Source organism: Streptococcus sp. CL6.35, from assembly GCF_049737915.1.
Classification (GTDB): Bacteria; Bacillota; Bacilli; order Lactobacillales; family Streptococcaceae; genus Streptococcus.
In genome coordinates, this window is sequence record NZ_JBKOTU010000006.1 from 1 (window position 1) to 23,878 (window position 23,878).

The window sequence follows — 23,878 nt, forward strand, 5'->3', positions numbered from 1 at the left end:
CATTACAGAGATACGTAAATGTATCTTTTTTATTTAGCTCTTTGCCAACTGTAGTGGGTTGAAGAAAAGCTAAGCTCGAGAAAGTACAAAATTAAGAGAGAATCAGTTTGCTTCTCTCTTTTTTGAATTTCAGTAATTCATTTTGATCGCGTATATTTTTTTGTTTCCTGATTTGTTCAATGAATACTGTAGTTTAGGTAGATAAATTAAAATTTAACAGATTGTATAATTCTTACAAACTTTTAAGAAAGTAATTGAAGAGTTTTTTGTCCTACCTATAATATATTTGTTTATGCGATAAAAATTTCCGCTCTTTTGTTTTTAAATAAGTATTAGTTTTCAATATAGTGTGAATTGGGTTTGATATTTCTTTTGAGGAAGCTACCTTAGATTTTTCTACTTGTGTTTTATTGTATAGTGTATCTTGCTTGTTTTGAACAGAATCTTTTATGACATTTGTCATATTTCCTAGTGACAGAAGCATCTAGCTCCGCAAACTTCAAAAGTCTATAATTGAAGTATGAAATGGAGGAAGAAGAGATGAAAAATAAAATGATTGTCGCAGTGAGTCTAGTAACAGCAGGAGTCATGACTTATCTCATGTTTTCAGGATTGGATGAAGGATTTTATCATTTTCCTTGGGAGCTATTTGCAGGCTTTGGAATTTTGTCTTGGCTTATCCGAGAAGGTTTGAAATTGGTCTCAGATGTGGAAAAGGAGTTTGAAAAATGAAAAAAGTTCCCTATCTTTTTATTGGACTGTCACTAGTGGTATGGTTGGTAGAAATATTTACAGGTTGGTTTGATCAAGCCTTCCTTCACCAATTCATCCGTGGTGCCTGGGGATTAGGATTTATGATTTTTATCGCCTTTCCGATGGGAAAGGAGTGGCTGAAAGGAGAATATCATGAACATGATTAAGGTAGAAAGCTTAAATAAAATCATCAAGGGCAAGGCTATTTTGAAGGATATTTCCTTTGAGGTAACAGAAGGTGAATGCGTCGCCTTGATTGGTCCCAATGGTGCTGGGAAGACCACACTCTTGGACTGTTTGCTTGGAGATAAACTGGTCACAAGCGGTCAAGTATCCATCCAAGGCTTGCCAGTGACGAGTTCTCAGTTAGACTACACAAGATCCTATCTCCCTCAAGAAAATGTCATCGTTCAGAAATTAAAGGCCAAAGAGTTGATTGCTTTCTTTCAAAGTATTTATCCAAATCCCTTGAGCAACCAGGAGATCGATCAACTGTTGCAGTTTGACAAGCAACAAAAAGAGCAATTTGCAGAAAAATTGTCAGGTGGGCAAAAGCGTCTTTTCTCTTTTGTCTTTACCTTGATTGGCCGACCAAAACTTGTCTTTTTAGATGAGCCAACTGCGGCCATGGATACCTCAACCCGCCAACGTTTTTGGGAAATTGTTCAGGATCTAAAAGCGCAGGGAGTTACCATTCTCTATTCGTCCCATTACATCGAAGAGGTAGAGCATACAGCGGACCGAATCTTGGTCTTGAATAAGGGAGAGTTGATTCGCGATACAACACCTCTAGCTATGCGTAGTGAGGAGATTGAAAAGCATTTTATCCTTCCTCTAGCTTACAAGGAAGTCGTTGAGAAGTCAGTCTTGGTTGAAAGGTGGGTACAAAAACAAGATGCTCTGCAAGTAGTCACACGAGAGGCAAATGCTTTCTGGGAACTGTTAGTTCAAGCAGGATGTAGCATACAAGAAATTGAAGTTAATAATCGTAGTTTGTTGGATACAATCTTTGAAGAAACTCAGAAGGGAGATGACTAAGATGAAACAATGGATAGCATTAAATAAGATAGAATTTCTATTGACCAAACGACAATTAATCTATTATTTATTATCAGTAGGTATGCCGACAGCCTTCTATTTATTCTTTTCAGGCATGTACCAGGACACACCCGGTGGACCCGCGAATTTTATGCGTGATTATCTTATCTCCATGACAGCTTTTTCGATGATGTCGACAGCTATCTTCTCATTCCCATCTGTCTTACATACCGATAAAATAAACAACTGGCAGAAAACATTGCGCCATACTCCGGTAAATATGGTAGAATATTATCTATCAAAGATAACAAGTATGATGGTTGATTATCTGGTCTCAATCCTGGTTGTTTTCTCAGTTGGGCACTTGGTCAGAGGTGTGGATATGCCTTTAGGAAGCTGGATTGGGGCTGCGCTCTTGCTGATAGTAGGAAGTGTAGCTTTTGTAGCGCTTGGCTTGACCTTGACACTCTTGCCTTCTAGTCAGCTGATGTCTGTCGTGGGCAATCTTCTCTATCTAGGCTTGGCTGTTTTAGGCGGACTCTGGATGCCCATCTCTTTATTTCCAGACTGGATGCAAGCAATCGGGAAGTGTCTACCAACTTATCAGTTGATGGAGTTGCTCAAGACCTTCTTAAACGAGGGTAGCATCAATCTATCAGCCACAGTTTATCTACTTGTTTTTTCAGCAGTTTTGTTTGGTTTGACCATTTACCTTCAAGGTCATAAGGAGAATGCTTAATGCTTGAAAGACTGAAAAGCATACATTATATGTTTTGGGCCAGTTTAATTTTTATGATTTTCCCCATCCTACCTGTAGTGACTGGATGGCTTTCTGCCTGGCATTTATTGATTGATATTCTATTTGTAGTGGCATATTTGGGTGTTTTAACAACTAAGAGCCAGCGCCTATCTTGGCTATATTGGGGTCTCATGCTGACTTATGTAGTTGGGAATACTGCCTTTGTTGCTGTTAATTATATCTGGTTCTTCTTTTTCCTTTCTAACCTCTTAATTTATCATTTCGGCGTACGTAGTTTTAATTCTTTACATGTCCGAACTTTTCTCCTTGCTCAAGTCCTTGTTGTGGGGCAACTTTTGATTTTTCAGGAAGTTGAAGTTGAGTTTCTAGTCTATCTACTTGGAATTCTCACTTTTATCGATTTAATGACTTTTGGCTTGGTTCGGATTCGCATTATCGAGGATTTGAAAGAAGCTCAGACTAAGCAAAATGCCCAGATAAATCTATTGCTTGCTGAAAATGAACGCAGTCGTATCGGTCAGGATTTGCATGATAGTCTGGGACATACCTTTGCTATGCTGAGTGTTAAAACTGATCTAGCCTTGCAGTTATTTCAAATACAGGCTTATTCAAAGGTGGAAAAGGAATTAAGAGAAATACAGCAAATTAGCAAAGAATCAATGCGTGAAGTGCGAACCATTGTGGAAAATCTTAAGTCTAGAACTTTGACATCCGAACTAGAGACTGTGAAAAAGATGTTAGAAATTGCTGGAATTGAGGTGGAAATAGCTAATCAACTAGATACAGCTAGCTTAACTCAGGAATTAGAGTCAACAGCTTCCATGATTTTGCTTGAGTTAGTGACCAATATCATCAAACATGCCAAAGCTTCTAAAGCCTATGTAAGATTAGAACGGACAGATAAGGAACTCATTCTAATTGTGAGAGATGATGGCTGTGGCTTTGATTCTATAAAGAGGGATGACCTCCATACAGTCCGAGATCGTGTTCTTCTATTTTCGGGAGAAGTAAAGGTAATTAGTCGGAAACAACCGACAGAAGTTCAGGTTCGACTACCTTATAAGGAGAGAAACTAAGATGAAACTACTTGTTGCAGAAGATCAAAGTATGTTGCGAGATGCTATGTGTCAATTGCTCACGCTTCAACCAGGTGTAGACTCTGTCTTTCAAGCCAAGAATGGGCAAGAAGCAATCCAACTATTAGAAAAGGAGTCTGTAGATATCGCCATCCTTGACGTAGAAATGCCTGTTAAGACAGGTCTTGAAGTCTTGGAGTGGATACGAGCAGAAAATCTAGCAACAAAGGTGGTTGTGGTGACGACCTTCAAGCGTCCTGGGTATTTTGAACGTGCGGTCAAGGCTGGAGTAGATGCTTATGTATTAAAAGAAAGAAACATTGCAGAGCTAATGCAAACCTTGCACACCGTCCTAGAGGGACGCAAGGAGTATTCGCCTGAATTGATGGAAGTGGTGATGACGCATCCCAATCCATTAACAGAACAAGAAATCGCAGTTTTAAAGGGAATTGCTCAGGGCTTATCTAACCAAGAAATTGCAGACAAACTTTATCTATCCAACGGAACAGTCCGAAACTATGTCACCAATATTCTTTCTAAATTACATGCAGGCAATCGAACAGAGGCAGCTAATATTGCGAAAGAATCTGGTTGGTTGTGATGATATAATATTTTTTGAACATTATGTCTAAAATTGATGAGATTGAATGGAACAATATTAATTTTAGGAGGGTGGGATTCCTCCTTTTTCTTTTTTAGGGAGCACTACAAAAGAGCTAAAATTAACAATAAAAAAGAAAAATATCTTGACAACCAAGGGAAAATTTTGTTACAATAATAGACGGTACTTTTTACTTTTGGTCTCTCAAGAGTGTACAGGGACGTGCTGACAAATGTTGCAAAAGTACACACAGATGATAGCTGTCACCAAGTGTATCATCACCAAAAATAAAAAAACACAGGAGAATGTAGATGCCTACAATTAACCAATTGGTTCGCAAACCGCGTAAATCAAAAGTAGAAAAATCTAAATCACCAGCTTTGAACGTTGGTTACAACAGTCATAAAAAAGTTCAAACAAACGTTTCTTCACCACAAAAACGTGGTGTTGCAACTCGTGTTGGAACAATGACACCTAAAAAACCTAACTCAGCCCTTCGTAAATTCGCTCGTGTACGTTTGAGCAACCTTATCGAAGTTACTGCCTACATCCCAGGTATCGGACACAACTTGCAAGAGCACAGCGTGGTGCTTCTTCGTGGTGGACGTGTAAAAGACCTTCCAGGGGTACGTTACCATATCGTCCGTGGTGCACTTGATACTGCAGGTGTTAACGATCGTAAACAAGGCCGTTCTAAATACGGTACTAAACGTCCAAAAGCATAAGGAAAGGGGATAAAGAGAAATGAGTCGTAAAAATAGAGCTCCAAAACGTGACGTATTGCCAGATCCGCTTTACAATTCACAACTAGTTACTCGTCTTATCAACCGCGTTATGCTTGATGGTAAACGTGGTACAGCTGCTTCAATCGTTTACGGTGCTTTTGAGCAAATCAAAGAAGCTACTGGAAACGATGCACTTGAAGTATTTGAAACAGCTATGGAAAACATCATGCCTGTACTTGAAGTACGTGCACGTCGTGTTGGTGGTTCTAACTACCAAGTCCCAGTTGAAGTTCGTCCAGAACGTCGTACAACACTTGGACTTCGTTGGTTGGTAACAATCGCTCGTCTTCGTGGTGAACACACAATGCAAGACCGTCTTGCAAAAGAAATCTTGGATGCTGCTAACAACACTGGTGCAGCTGTTAAGAAACGTGAAGATACTCACCGTATGGCTGAAGCTAACCGTGCATTCGCACACTTCCGTTGGTAAAATCATGATGCTAGGAACGCTAAGGATGCAAGGTGAAAATAGGAAACTGACGCAGTATTCGACGAATACAAGGAAGTTTATCTTTTTCACACAGCATCCCGTTCCGGCTCAAATCGGCTAATTAACTTTAGCCCGAGTTCAACTCAACTTACCATCTCGTAAGTTGAAACCAACAATAGCATGAAAACATTGAGAACGGGTAGGTCCTGCCTATCCGTTTTTATTAAAATCGTGTTATAATAGAATAGAAATCAAAAATAAATAGGAGAAACAAACCTCATGGCACGCGAATTTTCACTTGAAAAAACTCGTAATATCGGTATCATGGCTCACGTCGATGCTGGTAAAACAACAACTACTGAGCGTATTCTTTACTACACTGGTAAAATCCACAAAATCGGTGAAACTCACGAAGGTGCGTCACAAATGGACTGGATGGAGCAAGAGCAAGAACGTGGTATCACTATCACATCTGCTGCGACAACAGCTCAATGGAACAACCACCGCGTAAACATCATCGACACACCAGGACACGTGGACTTCACAATCGAAGTACAACGTTCTCTTCGTGTATTGGATGGTGCGGTTACCGTTCTTGACTCACAATCAGGTGTTGAGCCTCAAACTGAAACAGTTTGGCGTCAAGCAACTGAGTACGGAGTTCCACGTATCGTATTTGCCAACAAAATGGACAAAATCGGTGCTGACTTCCTTTACTCTGTAAGCACACTTCACGATCGTCTTCAAGCAAATGCACACCCAATCCAATTGCCAATCGGTTCTGAAGATGACTTCCGTGGTATCATCGACTTGATCAAGATGAAAGCTGAAATCTATACTAACGACCTTGGTACAGATATCCTTGAAGAAGATATCCCAGCTGAATACCTTGACCAAGCTCAAGAATACCGTGAAAAATTGATCGAAGCAGTTGCTGAAACTGACGAAGAATTGATGATGAAATACCTCGAAGGTGAAGAAATCACTAACGAAGAATTGAAAGCTGGTATCCGTAAAGCGACTATCAACGTTGAATTCTTCCCAGTATTGTGTGGTTCTGCCTTCAAGAACAAAGGTGTTCAATTGATGCTTGATGCGGTTATTGACTACCTTCCAAGCCCACTTGACATCCCAGCAATCAAAGGTGTTAACCCAGACACAGACGCTGAAGAAACTCGTCCAGCCTCTGACGAAGAGCCATTTGCAGCTCTTGCCTTCAAGATTATGACTGACCCATTCGTAGGTCGTTTGACATTCTTCCGTGTTTACTCAGGTGTTCTTCAATCAGGTTCATACGTATTGAACACTTCTAAAGGTAAACGTGAACGTATCGGACGTATCCTTCAAATGCACGCCAACAGCCGTCAAGAAATCGACACTGTTTACTCAGGTGATATCGCTGCTGCCGTTGGTTTGAAAGATACTACTACTGGTGACTCATTGACAGATGAAAAAGCTAAAATCATCCTTGAGTCAATCAACGTTCCAGAACCAGTTATCCAATTGATGGTTGAGCCAAAATCTAAAGCTGACCAAGACAAGATGGGTATTGCCCTTCAAAAATTGGCTGAAGAAGATCCAACATTCCGCGTTGAAACAAACGTTGAAACTGGTGAAACAGTTATCTCTGGTATGGGTGAGCTTCACCTTGATGTCCTTGTTGACCGTATGCGTCGTGAGTTCAAAGTTGAAGCAAACGTAGGTGCTCCTCAAGTATCTTACCGTGAAACATTCCGCGCTTCTACTCAAGCACGTGGATTCTTCAAACGTCAGTCTGGTGGTAAAGGTCAATTCGGTGATGTATGGATTGAATTTACTCCAAATGAAGAAGGTAAAGGATTCGAATTCGAAAACGCAATCGTCGGTGGTGTGGTTCCTCGTGAATTTATCCCAGCGGTTGAAAAAGGTTTGGTAGAATCTATGGCTAACGGTGTTCTTGCAGGTTACCCAATGGTTGACGTTAAAGCTAAGCTTTACGATGGTTCATACCACGATGTCGACTCATCTGAAACTGCCTTCAAGATTGCGGCTTCACTTGCCCTTAAAGAAGCTGCTAAATCAGCACAACCAGCTATCCTTGAGCCAATGATGCTTGTAACAATCACTGTTCCAGAAGAAAACCTTGGTGATGTTATGGGTCACGTAACTGCTCGTCGTGGACGTGTAGATGGTATGGAAGCACATGGTAACAGCCAAATCGTTCGTGCTTACGTTCCACTTGCTGAAATGTTCGGTTATGCAACAGTTCTTCGTTCTGCATCTCAAGGACGTGGTACATTCATGATGGTATTTGACCACTACGAAGATGTACCTAAGTCTGTACAAGAAGAAATTATTAAGAAAAACAAAGGTGAAGACTAATCTGTCCTCGCTCTAGAAGGAAGTCACTTAGTGGCTTCCTTTTGTCTTTAGAAAACACCTCTAAGTATGGTAAAATAGTAGAAGAATAATGTGAGGAAAATGAATGTCAAATAGTTTTGAAATTTTGATGAATCAACTGGGGATGCCTGCTGAAATGAGACAGGCTCCTGCTTTAGCACAGGCCGATATTGAGCGAGTTGTGGTTCATAAAATTAGTAAGGTATGGGAATTTCATTTCGTATTTTCTAATATTTTACCGATTGAAATCTTTTTAGAATTAAAGAAGGGTTTGAGTGAGGAATTTTCTAAGACAGGTAATAAAGCTATTTTTGAAATTAAGGCTCTGTCTCAAGATTTTTCAAACCAACTCTTGCAGGCCTACTATAGAGAGGCTTTTTCTGAAGGGCCGTGTGCTAGTCAAGGCTTTAAATCTCTTTATCAGAATTTGCAAGTTCGTGCTGAGGGCAATCAACTCTTTATTGAAGGCTCAGAGGCGATTGATAAGGAACACTTTAAGAAAAATCATCTTCCTAATTTAGTCAAACAACTTGAAAAATTTGGCTTTCCAACTCTCAACTGTCAAGTAGAAAAGAATGATGTGCTGACTCAAGAGCAGGAAGAAGCCTTTCATGCTGAAAATGAGCAGATTGTTCAAGCCGCCAATGAGGAAGCGCTCCGTGCTATGGAGCAACTGGAACAGATGGCACCTCCTCCAGCGGAAGAGAAGCCAGCCTTTGATTTTCAAGCCAAAAAAGCTGCAGCTAAACCCAAGCTAGATAAGGCAGAGATTACTCCTATGATCGAGGTGACGACGGAAGAAAATCGTTTGGTATTTGAAGGGGTTGTTTTTGATGTGGAGCAAAAAGTGACCAGAACAGGGCGTGTTTTGATCAACTTTAAAATGACGGACTACACTTCCAGTTTTTCTATGCAAAAGTGGGTTAAGAACGAGGAAGAGGCTCAGAAATTTGATCTCATCAAGAAAAATTCTTGGCTCCGAGTTCGTGGGAATGTGGAGATGAATAACTTCACACGCGATTTGACTATGAACGTGCAGGATGTGCAGGAAGTTGTTCACTATGAGCGGAAGGATTTAATGCCAGAAGGAGAACGGCGGGTTGAGTTTCATGCTCATACTAATATGTCGACCATGGATGCTTTGCCAGAGGTCGAAGAGATTGTTGCGACAGCTGCTAAGTGGGGACACAAGGCGGTTGCTATCACGGATCATGGGAATGTTCAGTCCTTCCCACACGGTTATAAGGCGGCTAAGAAAGCGGGGATCCAGCTGATCTATGGTATGGAAGCCAATATCGTGGAGGACCGTGTTCCTATCGTTTATAACGAAGTGGAGATGGACTTGTCAGAAGCGACCTATGTGGTATTTGACGTGGAAACGACGGGTCTATCAGCTATCTACAATGACTTGATTCAGGTTGCGGCCTCTAAGATGTATAAGGGGAATGTCATTGCTGAATTTGATGAATTTATCAATCCCGGGCATCCTTTGTCGGCCTTTACCACGGAGTTGACTGGAATTACAGATGACCATGTCAAAAATGCCAAACCACTGGAACAAGTTTTGCAAGAATTCCAAGAATTTTGCAAGGATACGGTCCTAGTTGCCCACAATGCGACCTTTGACGTTGGCTTTATGAATGCCAATTATGAGCGTCATGGTTTGCCAAAGATTAGTCAGCCAGTTATTGATACGCTGGAGTTTGCTAGAAACCTCTATCCTGAGTACAAACGTCATGGTTTGGGGCCTTTGACCAAGCGTTTTGGTGTGGCCTTAGAACATCACCACATGGCCAACTACGATGCGGAAGCGACTGGTCGTCTGCTCTTTATCTTTATCAAAGAGGTAGCAGAAAAACATGGTGTGACCGATTTAGCTAGACTTAACATTGATTTGATTAGTCCAGATTCTTATAAAAAAGCTCGTATCAAGCATGCGACCATTTATGTCAAGAATCAAGTAGGGCTAAAAAATATCTTTAAGCTGGTTTCCTTGTCTAATACTAAGTACTTTGAAGGGGTGCCACGGATTCCGAGAACGATTTTAGATGCCCATCGGGAAGGTTTGATTTTAGGTTCAGCTTGCTCTGAAGGTGAAGTTTTTGATGCGGTTGTTTCCCAAGGTGTGGATGCGGCGGTTGAGGTGGCCAAGTATTATGACTTTATCGAGGTCATGCCACCAGCTATCTATGCTCCCTTGATTGCCAAGGAGCAGGTCAAGGATATGGAAGAACTCCAGACCATTATCAAGAGTTTGATAGAGGTGGGAGACCGTCTTGGTAAGCCTGTTCTGGCTACGGGGAATGTCCACTATATCGAACCAGAAGAAGAAATTTACCGTGAAATTATTGTCCGTAGTTTGGGACAAGGAGCTATGATTAACCGAACTATCGGTCATGGAGAACATGCCCAACCAGCTCCTCTTCCGAAGGCTCATTTTCGAACAACCAATGAGATGTTGGATGAATTTGCCTTCTTGGGAGAGGAATTAGCTCGGAAATTGGTTATTGAAAACACCAATGCCTTGGCAGATATCTTTGAACCTGTTGAGGTTGTTAAGGGTGACTTGTACACGCCTTTCATTGACAAGGCTGAAGAAACAGTTGCTGAGTTGACCTATAAGAAAGCCTTTGAGATTTATGGAAATCCGCTACCAGATATCGTTGATTTGCGGATTGAAAAGGAACTAACTTCTATTCTGGGGAATGGATTTGCCGTGATTTATTTAGCCTCGCAGATGCTGGTACAACGTTCCAATGAACGGGGCTACTTGGTTGGTTCTCGTGGGTCTGTCGGATCTAGTTTCGTTGCGACCATGATTGGGATTACAGAGGTCAATCCTCTTTCTCCTCACTATGTCTGTGGTCAGTGTCAGTACAGTGAATTTATCACAGATGGTTCGTACGGTTCAGGATTTGATATGCCCAATAAGGACTGTCCAAACTGTGGTCATAAACTCAGCAAAAACGGACAGGATATTCCTTTCGAGACCTTCCTTGGTTTTGATGGGGATAAGGTTCCTGATATTGACTTGAACTTCTCGGGAGAAGACCAGCCTAGCGCCCACTTGGATGTGCGTGATATCTTTGGTGAGGAATATGCCTTCCGTGCAGGAACGGTTGGTACAGTTGCTGCCAAGACTGCTTATGGCTTTGTTAAGGGCTACGAGCGGGACTATGGGAAGTTTTATCGTGATGCAGAAGTGGAACGCCTTGCTCAGGGTGCGGCTGGTGTCAAGCGGACAACAGGACAACACCCGGGGGGAATCGTTGTTATTCCGAACTACATGGATGTCTACGATTTTACGCCTGTCCAGTATCCAGCAGATGACGTGACGGCTGAATGGCAGACCACTCACTTTAACTTCCACGATATCGATGAGAATGTCCTCAAACTTGATGTACTGGGGCATGATGATCCGACCATGATTCGGAAACTTCAGGATTTGTCGGGTATTGATCCCAATGAAATCCCTATGGATGATGAAGGGGTGATGGCCCTCTTTTCAGGGACTGATGTGCTTGGTGTGACACCTGAGCAAATCGGAACGCCTACGGGCATGCTGGGAATTCCAGAGTTTGGAACTAACTTTGTCCGAGGCATGGTCGATGAAACCCATCCGACAACCTTTGCGGAATTGCTTCAGCTCTCAGGTCTGTCCCACGGTACTGATGTCTGGTTGGGAAATGCCCAGGATTTGATTAAGCAAGGAATTGCTGACCTATCAACCGTTATCGGTTGTCGGGACGACATCATGGTTTACCTCATGCATGCTGGTCTTGAACCCAAGATGGCCTTTACCATCATGGAACGGGTACGTAAGGGCTTGTGGCTAAAGATTTCCGAAGAAGAACGAAATGGATACATCGAAGCTATGAAGGCTAATAAGGTGCCAGAGTGGTATATCGAATCTTGTGGGAAAATCAAGTACATGTTCCCTAAAGCCCACGCGGCAGCCTACGTTATGATGGCCCTTCGTGTAGCTTACTTCAAGGTTCACCATCCGATTTATTACTACTGTGCTTACTTCTCTATCCGCGCCAAGGCTTTTGACATCAAGACTATGGGTGCGGGCTTGGATGCTATTAAACGTAGAATGCAAGAAATTGCTGAAAAACGCAAAAACAACGAAGCCTCTAATGTGGAAATCGATCTCTATACAACTCTTGAGATTGTTAATGAAATGTGGGAGCGTGGTTTCAAGTTTGGAAAACTCGATCTCTATCGTAGTCAGGCGACAGAATTCCTCATTGATGGGGATACTCTCATCCCGCCATTTGTAGCAATGGATGGTCTGGGAGAGAACGTTGCTAAGCAGTTGGTACGAGCGCGTGAAGAGGGAGAATTCCTCTCCAAAACAGAACTACGCAAACGCGGTGGCCTCTCATCTACCTTGGTTGAAAAGATGGATGAAATGGGGATTCTGGGCAATATGCCAGAGGATAACCAGCTCAGTTTGTTTGATGAGTTGTTTTAAGGTCTTGGAGGAAAAAAGATGAAACTAAGAATCTTTGCGGAAGACAAGCCGGCTGAGAAGGTGTTTGAGTATCAATTGGAACTTGCTGATCAGACAATTCTTCTATCGACAGCACTCTTGTCAGGTGCTATTGCTTTAGCAGGAATCTTTTTTTGCTTTGAAAGAAAAATAAAAATAGAAAAGAGAAAACAGAATGGTTTTACCAAATTTTAAAGAAAATCTAGAAAAATATGCGAAATTATTGGTTGCGAACGGAATCAATGTGCAACCTGGTCACACTTTGGCTCTCTCTATCGATGTGGAGCAACGTGAGTTGGCTCACTTAATCGTCAAAGAAGCTTATGCTTTGGGTGCGCATGAGGTGATCGTTCAGTGGACAGATGATGTCATCAACCGTGAGAAATTTCTCCACGCACCGATGGAGCGTCTGGACAATGTACCAGAATACAAGATTGCTGAGATGAACTATCTTTTGGAGAACAAGGCTAGTCGTCTCGGAGTTCGTTCATCTGATCCAGGTGCCTTGAACGGAGTGGACGCTGACAAGCTCTCAGCTTCTGCCAAAGCTATGGGACTTGCCATGAAGCCAATGCGTATCGCGACTCAATCCAACAAGGTTAGCTGGACTGTAGCAGCCGCTGCTGGACTTGAGTGGGCTAAGAAAGTTTTTCCAAATGCTGCGAGCGACGAAGAAGCAGTTGATCTCCTTTGGGACCAAATCTTCAAAACTTGTCGTGTCTATGAAGAAGATCCTGTTAAGGCTTGGGAAGAGCATGCAGCTATCCTCAAGAGCAAGGCCGATATGCTTAATAAAGAGCAATTTTCAGCTCTTCACTACACAGCTCCAGGGACCGATTTGACCCTTGGCTTGCCGAAGAACCACGTTTGGGAATCAGCTGGTGCTATCAATGCACAGGGCGAAGGATTCTTGCCAAATATGCCGACAGAGGAAGTCTTCACAGCGCCTGACTTTCGTCGTGCAGATGGTTATGTCACTTCTACAAAACCGCTTAGCTATAATGGAAATATCATCGAAGGAATTAAAGTAACCTTTAAGGATGGACAAATCGTGGATATTTCAGCTGAGAAGGGTGATCAGGTCATGAAAGACCTTGTCTTTGAAAATGCGGGTGCGCGTGCCTTAGGTGAATGTGCCTTGGTACCAGATCCAAGCCCAATTTCTCAGTCAGGTATTACCTTCTTCAACACCCTTTTCGATGAGAATGCTTCAAACCACTTGGCTATCGGTGCAGCCTATGCGACTAGCGTCGTTGGTGGTGCAGAGATGAGTGAAGAAGAGCTTGAAGCTGCGGGACTTAACCGTTCAGATGTTCACGTGGACTTTATGATTGGTTCTAACCAAATGGATATCGATGGTATCCGTGAGGATGGAACACGAGTACCTCTCTTCCGTAACGGAGATTGGGCAAATTAAGGAGATAATATGTTAGGAAGTATGTTCGTTGGTCTCCTAGTGGGATTTTTAGCAGGTACTCTGACCAATCGTGGAGAGCGAATGGGATGTTTTGGGAAAATGTTTCTAGGCTGGATTGGTGCCTTTATAGGCCACTTGCTTTTTGGGACTTGGGGACCGATAATAGCAGGAACTGCCATTATTCCTGCAATACTAGGTTCCATGATTGTCTTAGCGATTTTCTGGAGACGAGGAAGTTAATTTCTTAAATCTGATACTCAATGAACATCAAAGAGCAAACTAGGAAACTAGCCGCAGGTTGCTCAAAGCACTGCTTTGAGGTTGTAGATAGAACTGACGAAGTCAGTAACATATATACGGCAAGGCGACGTTGACGCGGTTTGAAGAGATTTTTGAAGAGTATGAAACGAAAAGGAGGTTGGTCATTGAGACAGCCTCCTTTTGATATGATATAATAGTTCTATGAGATTAGATAAATTTTTAGTTGCCTGCGCTGTGGGGAGTCGGACTGAGGTTAAAAACTTGCTCAAGGCTGGGCGCGTGATGGTAAATGGTAAAAAAGAGAAATCAGCTAAATTGCAGATTGATGAAGAAAGAGATGACATTCGCTTTGATGGGCAAGTGTTGGAGTATGAAGAGTTTGTCTACTACATAATGAATAAGCCCAAAGGAGTTATCTCAGCGACTGAGGATCCCAAGCACAGAACCGTTCTGGACTTGCTGGATGATATTGCTCGGAGCAAGGAAGTTTTCCCAGTAGGACGCTTGGATATTGATACGCATGGACTCCTGCTCCTGACAAATGATGGTCAGCTGGCCCATGCTCTTCTTTCGCCCAAGCGTCATGTGGACAAGACGTATCAGGCACAAGTCAAGGGAATCATGACCCAAGAAGATGTGGAGACATTTACTAAGGGTATTCCGCTCAAAGACTTTACCTGTCAGCCTGCTAGACTGGAGCTTATTTCCATAGATACAGAAAAGAATCAAAGCAAAATCCGTGTGACCATTGCAGAAGGGAAGTTCCATCAGGTCAAGCGTATGGTGGCATACTGTGGCAAGGAAGTAGTAGACTTGCAACGGTTGACTATGGGAACTTTAGTTTTGGATGAGAATTTACAAAGAGGAGAATGGCGTCGTTTGACCAAGGAAGAGTTAGAAATTCTACTTGCGAGTATTGCTTAATTGGATTTATATTCGAAAAGGTGAGGAAGAATATCCTTGCCTTTTATGTTTTTCAGTTGCTTACTTTGTGAAAAGAGTTATAATAGACTGTAGAATAAAAGGAGGAATCTATGAACGCGATTCAAGAATCATTTACTGATAAATTATTTGCCAACTATGAAGCAAATGTCAAATACCAAGCGATTGAAAATGCTGCTAGCCATAATGGAATTTTTGCAGCCCTAGAACGTCGCCAAAGCCATGTAGACAACACACCTGTTTTCTCATTGGATTTGACCAAGGACAAGGTAACAAACCAGAAAGCGTCTGGTCGTTGCTGGATGTTTGCAGCCCTTAACACCTTCCGTCACAAACTCATCTCTCAATATAAATTGGAAAACTTTGAGTTGTCACAGGCTCATACATTCTTCTGGGATAAGTATGAGAAATCAAACTGGTTCTTGGAGCAAGTCATTGCGACTGCAGACCAAGACTTGACGAGCCGTAAGGTTAAATTCCTACTTCAAACACCACAACAAGACGGTGGCCAGTGGGATATGGTCGTTTCTCTCTTTGAGAAATACGGTGTCGTGCCTAAGTCAGTTTACCCTGAGTCTGTTTCATCTAGTAGCAGCCGTGAGCTAAATGCAATCCTTAACAAATTGCTTCGCCAAGATGCTCAAATCTTGCGTGACTTGCTTGCTTCTGGCGCAGACCAAGGGACTGTTCAAGCTAAGAAAGAAAACCTCTTGCAAGAAATCTTTAATTTCCTTGCTATGTCACTAGGCCTTCCACCACGTAAATTTGACTTTGCTTATCGCGATAAGGATAACAACTACCAAAGCGAAAAGGGTATCACGCCACAAGAATTTTACAAGAAATATGTCAATCTTCCTCTAGAAGACTATGTTTCTGTTATCAATGCTCCAACCGCTGATAAACCTTACGGTAAATCTTACACAGTTGAGATGTTGGGAAATGTGGTTGGTAGCCGTGCAGTTCGCTACATCAACGTGCCGATGGAGCGCTTGAAAGAATTGGCGATTGCCCAAATGCAAACAGATGAGACTGTTTGGTTTGGTTCTGATGTTGGTCAGCTCAGCAACCGTAAAGCTGGAATCCTTGCGACAGATGTTTATGACTTTGAATCAAGCATGGATATTAAACTCACTCAAGACAAAGCTGGACGTTTGGACTATAGCGAAAGCTTAATGACCCACGCTATGGTCTTGACAGGTGTTGATTTGGACGAAAATGGCAAGTCAACCAAGTGGAAGGTTGAAAACTCTTGGGGAGACAAGGTCGGTACAGATGGTTACTTTGTTGCCTCAGACGCTTGGATGGACGAATACACTTACCAAATCGTTGTCCGTAAAGAATTGCTAACAGCAGAAGAACAAGCTGCCTATGAAGCAGAACCAATTGTACTCGCACCATGGGATCCAATGGGTGCCTTGGCCGAATAAAAGTATAGAAAAAAGGAATCAGATTTTAGAACCTGATTCCTTTTAAGTTGCTTGATTACATGATGTGAAGAACATGTGCCACAATACCCACTGCGAAGAGTGCAAGGATAATAGTGATTGGAGATACTTTTTTCTTAAGCAAGTACATGCAAAGGAAAGTAAGGAGTAGTCCTGATAGTCCAGGAATCAACATATCCAAGTTTTGTTGGAAAGTAGTAACTTTTTCAGATGTTTGAGATAATCCTTGTCCTACTTGTGCGAATGCTTCTTGGATACCTTTAGATCCTTCTGGCAATTTATCCCAATGGATATAAGCCTTTTCATCTAGTTGAACTTTGGCAACATCGAAAGCAAATTTAATATTTACCCAACGTTGAACAAGGACAGCAAGAATGAACATACCAAGGATAGAAGCGCCTTTAGTGATGTCTTGGAGGATACCGCCAGACATATCTTTAGTGATTTCTGATCCAGCCTTGTATCCAATCTCTTGTGTATACCACAAGAATGACATACGAATCAAGTTCCAAAGAACGAAGAAGAGGATTGGACCTAAGATATTACCAGTAAGGGCAAGTGAAGCACCGAGTGATCCAAGGATTGGGCGTACTGTAAACCAGAATACTGGGTCACCGATACCAGCAAGAGGTCCCATCATACCGATTTTAACCCCTTGGATAGCAGCGTCATCAATTTCAACACCGTTAGCACGTTCTTCTTCAAGTGCAAGAGTAACCCCCATGATTGGAGCGGCTACGTATGGGTGAGTGTTGAAGAACTCAAGATGGCGTTCAAGAGCAGCGATTTGATCTTCTTTTTTAGTGTAGAGTTTTTTAAGAGCTGGAATTAATGAGTAAGCCCAACCCAAGTTTTGCATACGTTCATAGTTCCAAGAACCTTGTAAGAAAGTTGAACGCCACCAAACTTTTTTACGATCTGATTTAGTTAATTGAAGTTTTTCAGTCATGATGTTTTCAGTCCTTTCTTATCTTAGTAGTCTTCTAGGATATCGCCGATTGGGTCGTTAGAAGTTGCGGCTCCTCCGCCACCATTTCCACCAGTTTTAGAAAGGTGAAGGTAGATAAGAGCGATAGCAACACCGATAGCACCAAATCCGATTAGAGTAATATCTGACACGGCAGCAAGCACGAAACCGATAGCGAAGAATGGCCATACTTCACGAGTTGCCATCATGTTGATAACCATAGCGTAACCAACGGCAACGACCATACCACCACCGATAGCCATACCATCTTTGAGCCAATCAGGCATAGCATTTAGAATGCTTTGTACTGTTTCAGTTGGTACCATTAGAAGGAGTGCTGCTGGGACTGCAATACGAAGACCTTGAAGAAGAAGTGCGACAAAGTGAGCACGTTCAACTGCTTTGAAGTCACCTTTTTTAGCAGAAGCATCAGCAGTGTGAACCAATCCGACAGAGAGTGTACGGACAATCATAGTCAAGAATAGACCAGCAACTGCAAGAGGGATAGCAACCGCTTGGGCAACACCGATACCTGTCTTAGTAAAGTCGCCACCAAGAACCATGATAATGGCAGCAGCAACAGAAGCAAGAGCAGCGTCAGGAGCTACGGCAGCTCCGATGTTAGCCCAACCAAGGGCGATCATTTGAAGAGAACCACCAAGGATAATCCCTGCTTCAAGGTTACCAGTAACAAGACCGATAAGGGTACAAGCTACGATTGGTTGATGGAATTGGAACTGGTCGAGGATACCTTCAAGACCTGCTAGGAAGGCTACAACGACTACTAAAACCATAGAAATAATAGACATCTTTAAAATCCTTTCATAAAATCGATTATTGCACGTTTGCTTTGTTGATCAAGTCAAACAAATCTTTTTTCGTGTCGTTTGGTACTTTACGTACATCAAATTCAACACCAAGGTCACGCATTTTTTCAAATGTAGCAACGTCTTCTTTATCCATAGACAAAACGTTGTTAACCATTGTTTTACCAGTTGAGTGAGCCATTGATCCAACATTAAGAGTTTTGATTGGCACGCCACCTTCGATAGCACGAAGGGCATCTTGAGGTGTTTCAAACAAGATAAGGGCATGTGTTTCTCCGAAGCGAGGGTCTTTTGCAACGTCGATTAGTTTTTGGATAGGAACAACGTTTGCTTTCACTTTACCTGGAGCTGCTTGTTTAATCAATTCTTTACGTAATTCGTCTTTAGCTACGTTATCTGAAGCAACGATGATACGGTCTGCTTTTGAATCTGGAGTCCAAGCAGTTGCAACCTGACCGTGAAGTAAACGAGTGTCTAGACGGGCAAGGTTGATTTTGAGTTTACCGTCTCCGATGACAGTTCCTTCTGGAATAGCAGCTTGGGCAACTGGAGCAGCTGCAGCGCTTGCTACTTCCTCAACTGGGTTTAGCTCTTCTGGAAGAGCCTTGATGCCATCTTTGGCTTCTTTAATGATATTAGCAGCGACTTTTTCTACACCTGCAGCAGCGTCCATGAGGCGCTCTGTGTAGGCTTGAATTAACATCGGTAAGTTCAGTCCTGTGATGATGGCAAACTTACGCTCAGGATTTTCTCCCATCACGCGACTAGCTTGGTTAAATGGAGATCCACTCCAAAGGTCAGCCAAAACTAGAACCTCATCTTCTGCGTCAAATGCAGCAACAGCGTTATTAAACTTAGCGTATAGATCATCAGGACCTTCGTTTGGCATAAAGGTTACAACTTGAACCTTTTCTTGTTCACCAAAGATCATAGATCCTGACTGATGAATACCCGCAGCAAATTCGCCGTGGCTCGCAATAATGATTCCGATACTCATTATTGTCATTCCTCCTTTTTTGTTTTAGTTTTCGTTTAAGAAAACTTTAAGACTTTTTAAGTATAAACCGTTTTCATCTAAAAATCAACTATTTATCATAAAATAATTAAAAAGATTACATCTGAAAATATTGATATATTGAGTTTTAGAGAAGTTTTTTTGAATCCTTATTTAAAAATTTAATATAAAAAAGTTGGAAGCGTATTCCAACTTTTAAAATAGGTTTCTATTAGATTAGTGGGTGAAGTCGAGTACCATACGTCCTTGGATTTGACCTTTTTCCATTTCGTCGAAAATGGCTACGGCATCTTCGACTGGACGTTTTTGAACAACTGGAACTACTAAACCTTCTGCACCGAATTGGAAGGCTTCTTCCAAGTCTTTACGAGTTCCTACAAGAGAACCGATGACTTGGATTCCATCTAGAACGGTTTTGACGATGCTGAGTTCCATCATTTCAGAAGGAAGGCCGACAGCGACAACGCGACCACCAGCACGAACTGAGTCAACAGCTTGGTTGAAGGCAACTTTAGACACAGCAGTTACGACAGCTGAATGAGCTCCACCATCAGTTTTTTCCTTGATGAGTCCAGGTACATCTTCAACTTCGAGGCCGTTAATAACAATGTCAGCGCCTACTTCTTTTGCAAGGGCAAGTTTGTCGTTATTGATATCAACTGCGATAACATGAGCATTGAATACTTTTTTAGCGTATTGAACAGCTAGGTTACCAAGTCCACCAGCACCGTAAAGAACAACCCATTGGCCTGGTTCAACTTTTGCTTCTTTAATAGCTTTATAGGTTGTTACACCAGCACATGTGATAGAAGAGGCTTGGGCTGGATCAAGTCCGTCAGGAACTTTGACAGCATAGTCTGCAGTTACGATACATTGTTCAGCCATACCACCATCTACTGAGTAGCCAGCATTTTTCACTGTACGGCAAAGGGTCTCGCGACCAGTTGTACAGTATTCGCAAGTGCCACATCCTTCAAAGAACCAAGCAACGCTGACGCGGTCGCCGACTTTAAGGCTTTTTACATCTGGGGCAATTTCCTTAACGATACCAACACCTTCATGTCCTAGAACACGGCCTGGTACTTGGCCAAAGTCACCATGGGCAACGTGGAGGTCAGTGTGGCAAACACCACAGTATTCAATTTCTACAAGTGCTTCCCCAGTTTCAAGTGGACGGAGTACTTTTTCTTCAACAGCAACACCAGTGCTTTCTGGATTTACAACAACAGCTTTCATAGCTATCCTCCTTGATATTAACTGAGAGCAGGAGAAACAGGACTGGATTGATTTTGTGTCAACAGAGTCGAGTATGACGAGCTCTCTTGTATTTATATGTGAAGTATATCACAAAAGAAAGCCTTTTCCAAGGTTTTGGAGGTGAAAAATAGAACAATCGATTAACCGGTTGATGAGACTGTGAAAAGAGCACAAAGACCAGCTCGCAAGCTGGTCAGTATGGACTATAAGAATAAGCCTTGCAGGGTTTTGGCAACCCCGTCTTGGTCATTTGTCAAGGAAATTTGCTCATCTGCATAGGGGAGTAGCTCAGGATTGGCATTTTTCATTGCATAACCTTTCCCAGCAAAAGCTAGCATTTCGGTATCATTGTGTTCATCTCCAAAGGCAATCAAATCTTTTTTGTCACGGTTCATTACCTTGAGCAAGTAGTCCAAAGCAAAGGCCTTGTTGACACCTTTTGGGGTACATTCAAGGATATTGAGCGGACCTCCCCAGGTATTGATAGACAGTTGATACTGGTAGAAGGCGTTCATTTCTTTTGCCAAGGCATACTTGTCACTGGCTCTGGTCTGCAACAGAATACAGTTAGGGTCCTTGGTCACTAACTCAGGCTGGAATTGATCTTCAGGCTGGAAAGCTTCTACCCCAAATAGTTTGGGATTGGCAATCTCTTCATTGGGATTTGTAATGTAGAATTTTTTACGATATTCTCCAGCGATAAAATCGGCTTGAATGTCCTCTGAACGTTGAACCATGTCTAGCAGATATTTTTTGTCTACGGTTAAACACTTTTCAAAGTTCCAAACTTGGTCTGGTAAATGAGTGAGGGAACCGTTGAAATTAATCATAGGAGTGTTTAAGCCTAGTTCACGGTAAAAATCTTTTGACATACGGTAAGGGCGACCTGTCGTAATAATAACCTGATGGCCTTTTTTAGCAACTTTTTTAATAGTTTCTTTGGTAAAGTCAGAAATCTGACTGTCCGAGTTGAGAAGGGTTCCATCCAGGTCAACTGCAATAATTTTTTTCGTCATAGGGACCTTTCTAGTGTCTTTTCAGATAAGATGTCTACTATTATAACAAAAAGCAGGCGGAAAAGCAGATTCCAAACAAAAAATGAAATTGGATTAATTTCTTAAATAAATCAAACAAAGATATTGAAAAAGTGAATGATAAATGGTATAATTCTATTATTGTTCGTAAAAATTAAAAGGAGATTAATAATGGACAAATTATTTAAACTAAAAGAGAACGGTACAGACGTTCGTACAGAGGTTCTCGCTGGTTTAACAACTTTCTTTGCAATGAGTTATATTCTCTTTGTAAACCCACAAATTCTTTCGCAAACAGGAATGCCTGCTCAAGGTGTCTTCCTAGCGACGATCATTGGTGCAGTAGCGGGTACCTTGATGATGGCCTTCTACGCTAACTTACCGTATGCCCAAGCACCAGGTATGGGACTCAATGCCTTCTTTACCTTTACAGTTGTATTTGGACTCGGTTATTCTTGGCAAGAAGCCCTAGCTATGGTCTTCATCTGTGGGGTTATCTCATTGATTATTACCTTGACAAATGTTCGTAAAATGATCATTGAATCGATTCCAAATGCCCTTCGCTCAGCTATTTCAGCTGGTATCGGTGTTTTCCTTGCCTACGTGGGAATTAAGAATGCTGGACTTTTGAAATTTACGATTGATCCAGGCAACTATACTGTTGTAGGAGAAGGGGCTGACAAAGCTCAAGCAACGATTGCAGCAAACTCTTCAGCAGTTCCAGGATTGGTCAGCTTTAATAATCCAGCTGTTTTGGTGGCTCTTGCAGGACTTGCCATTACTATCTTCTTTGTTATTAAAGGGATTAAAGGGGGAATTATCCTCTCTATCTTGACAACAACTGTTCTTGCTATTGCAGTTGGTTTGGTAGATTTGTCTAGTATCGATTTTGCTAATAACCATGTTGGTGCAGCCTTTGAAGACTTGAAGACAGTCTTTGGTGCAGCTCTTGGTTCAGAAGGTTTGGGAGCTTTGATTTCAGATACAGCTCGCTTGCCTGAAACTCTGATGGCTATTCTTGCCTTCTCGTTGACAGATATTTTTGACACAATTGGTACCTTGATCGGTACAGGTGAAAAAGTTGGTATCGTAGCGACAAATGGTGAAAACCACCAATCAGCTAAGTTGGATAAGGCTCTTTACTCTGACTTGATTGGTACTTCAATTGGTGCCATCGCTGGTACTTCGAACGTAACGACTTATGTCGAGTCTGCTGCTGGTATCGGTGCAGGTGGACGTACTGGTTTGACAGCCTTGGTCGTGGCAATCTGTTTTGCGATCTCAAGCTTCTTTAGCCCACTTCTAGCGATTGTACCAACAGCCGCTACAGCTCCAATCTTGATTATCGTTGGGATTATGATGTTGGCTAGCTTGAAAAATATCCATTGGGATGATATGTCTGAAGCGGTTCCTGCTTTCTTCACATCTATCTTTATGGGATTCAGCTACTCTATCACTCAAGGGATTGCAGTTGGTTTCTTGACTTACACTTTGACTAAGCTTGTTAAAGGTCAAGCTAAAGATGTTCATGTCATGATTTGGATTTTGGATGCCTTGTTTATCCTTAACTACATCAGTATGGCCTTATAATAGGATAACCCAGGGGGATTTTCCCCCTTTTTTAATATAAAGGAGATGGGTGATGAAAGAGAAAAATATGTGGAAAGAATTATTGAATCGTGCAGGTTGGCTGTTAATCTTTTTGCTGGCGACAATTTTATATCAGATTCCTATAGGGGTTACTGCTATTTTAACTTTAAATGCAGTACCACTGTTGCAGTCAGGACTGATAGTTGCTGGTATTTCGATTGTAGTTTTGGCACTATTTATTTTTGGAGCTCGTAAAACGCAATTAGCAAGTTTTAATTTTTCTTTTTTTAGAGCGAAGGATTTGGCACGTTTGGGCTTGAGTTATTTAGTTATTATCGGGTCAAATATACTTGGTTCTATCTTGTTACAACTGTCAAATGAGACGACAACAAGTAACCAGTCTCAGATTAACGATATGGTTCAGAATAGTTCTCTGATTTCCAGTTTCTTCTTACTGGCCTTGCTTGCTCCGATTTGTGAGGAAATCTTGTGCCGTGGGATTATTCCTAAAAAGATTTTCCGAGGAAAAGAGAACTTGGGATTTGTAGTCGGTACGATTGTGTTTGCTTTATTGCATCAACCAAGTAATTTACCTTCTTTATTGATTTATGGAGGTATGTCGATTGTTCTATCTTGGACGGCTTACAAGACCCAACGTTTGGAAATGTCTATCTTACTTCACATGATTGTGAATGGGGTTGCTTTCTGTTTGTTGGCTCTCGTGGTGATTTTGAGTCGGACATTAGGGATATCTGTTTAAGATTTTTGACAATTGCTTACTTGTTTCTACTGGGAAAAAGATGAAT

The 23,878-nt window shown here is 41.9% G+C and carries 22 protein-coding genes; 17 read left to right on the plus strand and 5 right to left on the minus strand.

The genetic code is table 11. The annotated features are described in order from the left end of the window. Positions 1-525: 525 nt before the first annotated feature. From ACLNCP_RS07660 to pepC, 15 genes are all read left to right on the plus strand, one after another. Complete coding sequence (locus ACLNCP_RS07660) at positions 526-732, plus strand: hypothetical protein (RefSeq protein ID WP_424844274.1); 207 nt, start codon at positions 526-528, stop codon at positions 730-732. Beyond that, a complete protein-coding gene (locus ACLNCP_RS07665) occupies positions 729-920 on the plus strand; it encodes a hypothetical protein (protein ID WP_261187739.1) in 192 nt (63 codons plus the stop codon). Before ACLNCP_RS07660 ends, ACLNCP_RS07665 begins: the two co-directional genes overlap by 4 nt. Continuing rightward, complete coding sequence (locus tag ACLNCP_RS07670) at positions 907-1,791, plus strand: ABC transporter ATP-binding protein (RefSeq protein WP_261009319.1); 885 nt, start codon at positions 907-909, stop codon at positions 1,789-1,791. The genes ACLNCP_RS07665 and ACLNCP_RS07670 overlap by 14 nt, the downstream gene beginning before the upstream one ends. Before the next feature lies 1 nt (position 1,792). Then, positions 1,793-2,530: an ABC transporter permease gene (locus ACLNCP_RS07675; protein ID WP_424844275.1), complete on the plus strand. Its 738-nt coding sequence runs from the start codon at positions 1,793-1,795 to the stop codon at positions 2,528-2,530. Beyond that, on the plus strand, positions 2,530-3,627 hold the full coding sequence (locus ACLNCP_RS07680; RefSeq protein ID WP_424844276.1) for a sensor histidine kinase: 1,098 nt from the start codon (positions 2,530-2,532) through the stop codon (positions 3,625-3,627). Before ACLNCP_RS07675 ends, ACLNCP_RS07680 begins: the two co-directional genes overlap by 1 nt. A 1-nt stretch (position 3,628) precedes the next feature. Next, the gene (locus ACLNCP_RS07685) at positions 3,629-4,228 is read left to right on the plus strand and encodes a response regulator transcription factor (protein ID WP_203213020.1); all 600 of its coding nucleotides are present in this window, start codon (positions 3,629-3,631) and stop codon (positions 4,226-4,228) included. A 311-nt stretch (positions 4,229-4,539) separates the two neighbouring features. Continuing rightward, a complete protein-coding gene (gene rpsL / locus ACLNCP_RS07690) occupies positions 4,540-4,953 on the plus strand; it encodes a 30S ribosomal protein S12 (RefSeq protein WP_001142332.1) in 414 nt (137 codons plus the stop codon). A 19-nt stretch (positions 4,954-4,972) separates the two neighbouring features. After that, positions 4,973-5,443, plus strand: a complete 471-nt coding sequence (gene rpsG / locus ACLNCP_RS07695) for a 30S ribosomal protein S7 (RefSeq protein ID WP_000087873.1) — start codon at positions 4,973-4,975, stop codon at positions 5,441-5,443. A gap of 279 nt (positions 5,444-5,722) precedes the next feature. Next, positions 5,723-7,804 (plus strand): elongation factor G, encoded by a 2,082-nt coding sequence (fusA, locus tag ACLNCP_RS07700; RefSeq protein WP_045612723.1) that lies wholly within the window; start codon positions 5,723-5,725, stop codon positions 7,802-7,804. A gap of 103 nt (positions 7,805-7,907) precedes the next feature. Continuing rightward, positions 7,908-12,299: a PolC-type DNA polymerase III gene (locus tag ACLNCP_RS07705; RefSeq protein ID WP_261240602.1), complete on the plus strand. Its 4,392-nt coding sequence runs from the start codon at positions 7,908-7,910 to the stop codon at positions 12,297-12,299. An 18-nt stretch (positions 12,300-12,317) separates the two neighbouring features. Beyond that, positions 12,318-12,512 (plus strand): hypothetical protein, encoded by a 195-nt coding sequence (locus tag ACLNCP_RS07710; RefSeq protein ID WP_424844277.1) that lies wholly within the window; start codon positions 12,318-12,320, stop codon positions 12,510-12,512. After that, a complete protein-coding gene (locus tag ACLNCP_RS07715; protein WP_033676074.1) occupies positions 12,493-13,734 on the plus strand; it encodes an aminopeptidase in 1,242 nt (413 codons plus the stop codon). Before ACLNCP_RS07710 ends, ACLNCP_RS07715 begins: the two co-directional genes overlap by 20 nt. A gap of 9 nt (positions 13,735-13,743) precedes the next feature. Beyond that, positions 13,744-13,974 carry a GlsB/YeaQ/YmgE family stress response membrane protein gene (locus tag ACLNCP_RS07720; RefSeq protein ID WP_050252449.1) on the plus strand — a complete coding sequence of 77 codons (231 nt, stop codon included), beginning with the start codon at positions 13,744-13,746 and terminating at the stop codon, positions 13,972-13,974. Positions 13,975-14,196: 222 nt separating this feature from the next. After that, positions 14,197-14,919, plus strand: coding sequence for a pseudouridine synthase (locus ACLNCP_RS07725; protein ID WP_424844278.1), 723 nt, complete (start codon positions 14,197-14,199; stop codon positions 14,917-14,919). A 110-nt stretch (positions 14,920-15,029) separates the two neighbouring features. Beyond that, positions 15,030-16,364, plus strand: a complete 1,335-nt coding sequence (gene pepC / locus ACLNCP_RS07730) for an aminopeptidase C (RefSeq protein ID WP_261067111.1) — start codon at positions 15,030-15,032, stop codon at positions 16,362-16,364. A gap of 55 nt (positions 16,365-16,419) precedes the next feature. On the opposite strand, the gene ACLNCP_RS07735 is transcribed toward pepC, so the two are convergent. From ACLNCP_RS07735 to ACLNCP_RS07755, 5 genes are all read right to left on the minus strand, one after another. Next, a complete protein-coding gene (locus ACLNCP_RS07735; protein ID WP_000136865.1) occupies positions 16,420-17,331 on the minus strand; it encodes a PTS system mannose/fructose/sorbose family transporter subunit IID in 912 nt (303 codons plus the stop codon). A gap of 23 nt (positions 17,332-17,354) precedes the next feature. Then, positions 17,355-18,158 carry a PTS mannose/fructose/sorbose transporter subunit IIC gene (locus ACLNCP_RS07740; protein WP_000022716.1) on the minus strand — a complete coding sequence of 268 codons (804 nt, stop codon included), beginning with the start codon at positions 18,156-18,158 and terminating at the stop codon, positions 17,355-17,357. Between the two features lie 25 nt (positions 18,159-18,183). Next, positions 18,184-19,173, minus strand: a complete 990-nt coding sequence (locus ACLNCP_RS07745; RefSeq protein WP_000021970.1) for a PTS sugar transporter subunit IIB — start codon at positions 19,171-19,173, stop codon at positions 18,184-18,186. Between the two features lie 234 nt (positions 19,174-19,407). After that, entirely contained in the window at positions 19,408-20,427 is a 1,020-nt protein-coding gene (adhP, locus tag ACLNCP_RS07750; protein WP_000649186.1) for an alcohol dehydrogenase AdhP, read from the minus strand. A 224-nt stretch (positions 20,428-20,651) separates the two neighbouring features. After that, the gene (locus ACLNCP_RS07755) at positions 20,652-21,464 is read right to left on the minus strand and encodes a Cof-type HAD-IIB family hydrolase (RefSeq protein ID WP_261067110.1); all 813 of its coding nucleotides are present in this window, start codon (positions 21,462-21,464) and stop codon (positions 20,652-20,654) included. A gap of 189 nt (positions 21,465-21,653) precedes the next feature. Between ACLNCP_RS07755 and ACLNCP_RS07760 the strand changes: the two genes are divergently transcribed. Further along, positions 21,654-23,072 (plus strand): NCS2 family permease, encoded by a 1,419-nt coding sequence (locus tag ACLNCP_RS07760; RefSeq protein WP_261011339.1) that lies wholly within the window; start codon positions 21,654-21,656, stop codon positions 23,070-23,072. A gap of 52 nt (positions 23,073-23,124) precedes the next feature. After that, the gene (locus ACLNCP_RS07765) at positions 23,125-23,832 is read left to right on the plus strand and encodes a CPBP family intramembrane glutamic endopeptidase (protein WP_049499884.1); all 708 of its coding nucleotides are present in this window, start codon (positions 23,125-23,127) and stop codon (positions 23,830-23,832) included. Positions 23,833-23,878 lie beyond the last annotated feature (46 nt).

What these genes read in the sequence shown, in the direction of transcription:
- ACLNCP_RS07680 (WP_424844276.1), top strand. Translation starts at nt 2,530, where the DNA reads ATGCTTGAAAGACTGAAAAGCATACATTATATGTTTTGGGCCAGTTTA.
- ACLNCP_RS07735 (WP_000136865.1), bottom strand. Translation starts at nt 17,331, where the DNA reads ATGACTGAAAAACTTCAATTAACTAAATCAGATCGTAAAAAAGTTTGG.
- ACLNCP_RS07740 (WP_000022716.1), bottom strand. Translation starts at nt 18,158, where the DNA reads ATGTCTATTATTTCTATGGTTTTAGTAGTCGTTGTAGCCTTCCTAGCA.
- ACLNCP_RS07720 (WP_050252449.1), top strand. Translation starts at nt 13,744, where the DNA reads ATGTTAGGAAGTATGTTCGTTGGTCTCCTAGTGGGATTTTTAGCAGGT.
- ACLNCP_RS07685 (WP_203213020.1), top strand. Translation starts at nt 3,629, where the DNA reads ATGAAACTACTTGTTGCAGAAGATCAAAGTATGTTGCGAGATGCTATG.
- adhP (WP_000649186.1), bottom strand. Translation starts at nt 20,427, where the DNA reads ATGAAAGCTGTTGTTGTAAATCCAGAAAGCACTGGTGTTGCTGTTGAA.
- rpsL (WP_001142332.1), top strand. Translation starts at nt 4,540, where the DNA reads ATGCCTACAATTAACCAATTGGTTCGCAAACCGCGTAAATCAAAAGTA.
- ACLNCP_RS07670 (WP_261009319.1), top strand. Translation starts at nt 907, where the DNA reads ATGAACATGATTAAGGTAGAAAGCTTAAATAAAATCATCAAGGGCAAG.
- fusA (WP_045612723.1), top strand. Translation starts at nt 5,723, where the DNA reads ATGGCACGCGAATTTTCACTTGAAAAAACTCGTAATATCGGTATCATG.
- ACLNCP_RS07705 (WP_261240602.1), top strand. Translation starts at nt 7,908, where the DNA reads ATGTCAAATAGTTTTGAAATTTTGATGAATCAACTGGGGATGCCTGCT.
- rpsG (WP_000087873.1), top strand. Translation starts at nt 4,973, where the DNA reads ATGAGTCGTAAAAATAGAGCTCCAAAACGTGACGTATTGCCAGATCCG.
- pepC (WP_261067111.1), top strand. Translation starts at nt 15,030, where the DNA reads ATGAACGCGATTCAAGAATCATTTACTGATAAATTATTTGCCAACTAT.
- ACLNCP_RS07710 (WP_424844277.1), top strand. Translation starts at nt 12,318, where the DNA reads ATGAAACTAAGAATCTTTGCGGAAGACAAGCCGGCTGAGAAGGTGTTT.
- ACLNCP_RS07760 (WP_261011339.1), top strand. Translation starts at nt 21,654, where the DNA reads ATGGACAAATTATTTAAACTAAAAGAGAACGGTACAGACGTTCGTACA.
- ACLNCP_RS07715 (WP_033676074.1), top strand. Translation starts at nt 12,493, where the DNA reads ATGGTTTTACCAAATTTTAAAGAAAATCTAGAAAAATATGCGAAATTA.
- ACLNCP_RS07665 (WP_261187739.1), top strand. Translation starts at nt 729, where the DNA reads ATGAAAAAAGTTCCCTATCTTTTTATTGGACTGTCACTAGTGGTATGG.
- ACLNCP_RS07660 (WP_424844274.1), top strand. Translation starts at nt 526, where the DNA reads ATGGAGGAAGAAGAGATGAAAAATAAAATGATTGTCGCAGTGAGTCTA.
- ACLNCP_RS07765 (WP_049499884.1), top strand. Translation starts at nt 23,125, where the DNA reads ATGAAAGAGAAAAATATGTGGAAAGAATTATTGAATCGTGCAGGTTGG.
- ACLNCP_RS07725 (WP_424844278.1), top strand. Translation starts at nt 14,197, where the DNA reads ATGAGATTAGATAAATTTTTAGTTGCCTGCGCTGTGGGGAGTCGGACT.
- ACLNCP_RS07745 (WP_000021970.1), bottom strand. Translation starts at nt 19,173, where the DNA reads ATGAGTATCGGAATCATTATTGCGAGCCACGGCGAATTTGCTGCGGGT.
- ACLNCP_RS07675 (WP_424844275.1), top strand. Translation starts at nt 1,793, where the DNA reads ATGAAACAATGGATAGCATTAAATAAGATAGAATTTCTATTGACCAAA.
- ACLNCP_RS07755 (WP_261067110.1), bottom strand. Translation starts at nt 21,464, where the DNA reads ATGACGAAAAAAATTATTGCAGTTGACCTGGATGGAACCCTTCTCAAC.